This is a genomic window from Haloferax profundi (genome assembly GCF_001469865.1).
In the GTDB taxonomy this organism is placed as follows: Archaea; Halobacteriota; Halobacteria; order Halobacteriales; family Haloferacaceae; genus Haloferax; species Haloferax profundi.
The window spans coordinates 1-3,016 of sequence record NZ_LOPV01000318.1; the positions used below are offsets into that span (position 1 = coordinate 1).

The 3,016-nt window shown below is 63.4% G+C and carries 3 protein-coding genes and 1 pseudogene; 1 reads left to right on the forward strand and 3 read right to left on the reverse strand.

The window, feature by feature from the left end:
• The 3 genes from AUR66_RS12740 to pyk form a co-directional block, all read right to left on the reverse strand.
• On the reverse strand, window positions 1-343 hold a 343-nt coding region (locus AUR66_RS12740), incomplete at its 3' end, for a DUF7827 domain-containing protein (protein ID WP_449271637.1).
• Between the two features lie 166 nt (window positions 344-509).
• Window positions 510-725, reverse strand: a complete 216-nt coding sequence (locus AUR66_RS12745; RefSeq protein WP_058572731.1) for a DUF7312 domain-containing protein — start codon at window positions 723-725, stop codon at window positions 510-512.
• Window positions 726-767: 42 nt separating this feature from the next.
• Window positions 768-2,525 (reverse strand): pyruvate kinase, encoded by a 1,758-nt coding sequence (gene pyk / locus AUR66_RS12750; protein WP_058572732.1) that lies wholly within the window; start codon window positions 2,523-2,525, stop codon window positions 768-770.
• A 189-nt stretch (window positions 2,526-2,714) separates the two neighbouring features.
• On the opposite strand from pyk, the pseudogene AUR66_RS12755 reads away from it, so the two are divergent.
• Window positions 2,715-3,016: pseudogene (locus AUR66_RS12755) on the forward strand (cytochrome bc complex cytochrome b subunit); the annotation flags it as partial.

Consider the following 3,016-nt stretch of genomic DNA (forward strand, 5'->3'; position numbering starts at 1 on the left):
GCCGAAGGTCGGCGGTGTGTAGTGTCTTGTTCCCGCCGCCAGACACGTAGTCGTCCGGACTCATGGTCGAATTGTACGTGTCGATTTCGACCGTCGTCACACCAGCTCCGGTGAGTTCGACCGTCAGGTGGTAGCCGTAGTCGTCACCGCCGACGTGGAGGACGCCCGGTTCGGAGTGTTGTACCCGAATCTCGACGACGTCACCACGCGTGACAGTCGTGACGTCCTGGTCGAACGAAGCGGTTGGCTCACTGGCCGCGGCAGTGGGCGTCGGAACCCAGAGCGCCGCAGTACAAATCAACACGGCAATCAACGCGGAGGGGGCGCGGGCTACGTAACTCATGTCGTGTGTCCCGGTTGGGGTTGACGGCGATTCCCATCGGGGTCACATAAATCAAGAGGCCCGATTATCAAAACGGAAATTCACTTCGCCGACGCAGTGGGGCGAACACCTCCGAACGGCCTTCGAAGACGATTGCGAGCGAGCGGTGGCAGAAAAACAGCGACGCTCAGGCGGCGTTGGGGAAGATAGTGACGAGGACGAGTCCAACCGCGAGGAGCACGCCGAGAAGGACGAAGACGACGTTCTCTGCCTTCGGCGTTCCCGGTTCGATGGGTTCCGCCTCGGCGGGCGTGTCCTCGACGATGCCGTCGGGGCCAACGTCGTCGATTCCGAACCGCCACTCGCCTTCGTCCTCAGTCTTGGGTTCTGGAGAGCGAGACATTACGTGCGGGTACGCGACGAGGCGGGAAAGGGCTACCGAACGTTACCGACCGTCGCGTTCGTGGCTGATGACGTCGCCTTCGTAGACGATGCCGCGTTCCGCGTGGAGGGTAATCGTCGACCCCTCATCGACAGTGTTGGGGAGTGGTGCCCCCGAGACCATCGGGATGTCGAGTTCGCGTGCGACGAGTGCTGGATACCCGGTCATGCCGGCGCGAGCGTCGATGATGCCCGCCAACTTGGCTGCGTCGCCGTCGAACTCGCCGTCGAAGTCGGCAGAGAGCGAGAGAATCGCCCCTTCCGGTACGTCGGAGAGGTCACCGTCTGCCGTGCGGTAGAGTGGTCCAGCGACCCGCCCGCCGACGATTTTCCGGCCGGTCGCGACGGATTCGGCGGCGACGTGGACTTTGAGCATGTTCGTCGTGTTCGTGCCTTCGAGTTCGGTCATCATCCCAGAGAGGACGACGATGGTGTCACCGGACTCTGCGGCACCGGCGTCGAGTGCGGCGGTGACGGCGTCGTCCATCACGGACTCGACGCTCGTGCTGTAGTCGGAGTATTCCGCCGACGACCCCCACAGGAGCGCGAGTTGGCGACGGGTCCGGTCGTTCGGCGTCACCGCGACGACGGGGACGCCGGGGCGGAACTTGGCCGTCTTCCGGGCGGTGTACCCGGATTCGGAGACGGCGACGATGGCCGCGGCGTTCACGTCGCGGGCGAGGTAGCGAGCAGAGCGTGCGAGCGCCTCGGTCCGAGACCCGTCGATAGCGGTCGGAACGCGCTGTTCTTGGCTCTCGTGGTACTCGGGACTCGACTCTATCTCTTCGACGATTCGGGACATCGTCTCGACGACACGGACGGGGTGGTCGCCGACGGCCGTCTCGCCCGAGAGCATCACGGCGTCGGTGCCGTCGAGGACGGCGTTGGCGACGTCGGACGCTTCGGCGCGGGTCGGACGGCGAGACTTGACCATCGAGTCGAGCATCTCGGTGGCGGTGATGACCGGGACGCCCGCGGCCTGTGCCTTTCGGATGGTGCGTTTCTGGATGATGGGGACTTCTTCGAGGGGACATTCGACCCCGAGGTCACCGCGCGCGACCATCACGCCGTGGGCCGCCTCGATAATCTCGTCGAGGTTCGCAACCGCGCCGGCACGCTCGATTTTGGCGATGATGGGGATGTCGGCGCCGAACGATTCGAGGGTGTCACTGATGGTGTACACGTCGGCGGCGTCGCGGATGAACGAGGCGGCGACGAAGTCGACTTCCTTCTCGGCGGCGAGTTCGAGGTTCTCGTAGTCGGAGTCGGTGATGAGGTCGATGTCGAGGTCGACGCCGGGGACGTTCACGCCCTTCCGAGCGCCGAGTTGCCCACCGGACTTGATACGAGTGAAGACGGAGTCGTCTTCGACCCGGTCGACAGTCGCCTCGATACGGCCGTCGTCGAGCAAGACGGTGTCGCCCGACTCCGCAGCAGAGATAGAGTACGAGAGTCCGACGGCCTCTGGCGTGGCCTCGTCACCTTCGTAGAATCGGACTTCGCTCCCCGTCTCGAGGTAGATATCCTCGTCGATGGGAGCAGTCCGCACTTCGGGGCCTTGCAGGTCGAGCATGGCCGCGAGCGGTTCGTCGGTCGCCTCGTCGACGGCTCGGATGTTGTCGATGACATCCGATCGGTGTTCGACGGTTCCGTGGCTCGCGTTCATCCGGGCGACGCTCATCCCGGCGTCTGCGAGTCCACGAATCGTCTCTCGGTCGAACGAGGCGGGACCGAGTGTACAGACGATCTTTGCGTTTCGCATAGCGCGCCCTACGAGCGAAGAATAAAAAAGCCCGATGATGAACTCGGGTGCGAGTAACTCGTTCACACATATAGTCTATGTAGTTCGTCACGGGTCTCGTGAGGTGTTTCAAAAAACCCAGAACGTCTCGAATTCGAGTGTTATCAGGGCTGTCGCGCTCTTTTTCTCGTCTCAAGCCTATCTACTACTATGCCTTCGAGCGACGAGGGTCCGCTTCGGACAGATGGTGGGACCGATGGCGGTGGTGACGTGAAGTCGGAGACGGAACCTGCCGCAGATGGTGGCCTTCCGACGGGACCGGTACCCCCGGACAACGAGACGCCGACGTTCTACGACCGGAAAGCCCGGACGACCGGTCTGGCGCGTCTGACCTACGAGTACTTCGAGCGCGCGCGGTACGAAGACCAGACGGTTCGCCAGTCGTCTGATTACGTCGAACGCGACGTGCTCGCGTTCCCGACGTGGCCCCACGAGACCGTTCGGAACCTCTC

What these genes read in the sequence shown, in the direction of transcription:
- AUR66_RS12745 (WP_058572731.1), bottom strand. Translation starts at nt 725, where the DNA reads ATGTCTCGCTCTCCAGAACCCAAGACTGAGGACGAAGGCGAGTGGCGG.
- pyk (WP_058572732.1), bottom strand. Translation starts at nt 2,525, where the DNA reads ATGCGAAACGCAAAGATCGTCTGTACACTCGGTCCCGCCTCGTTCGAC.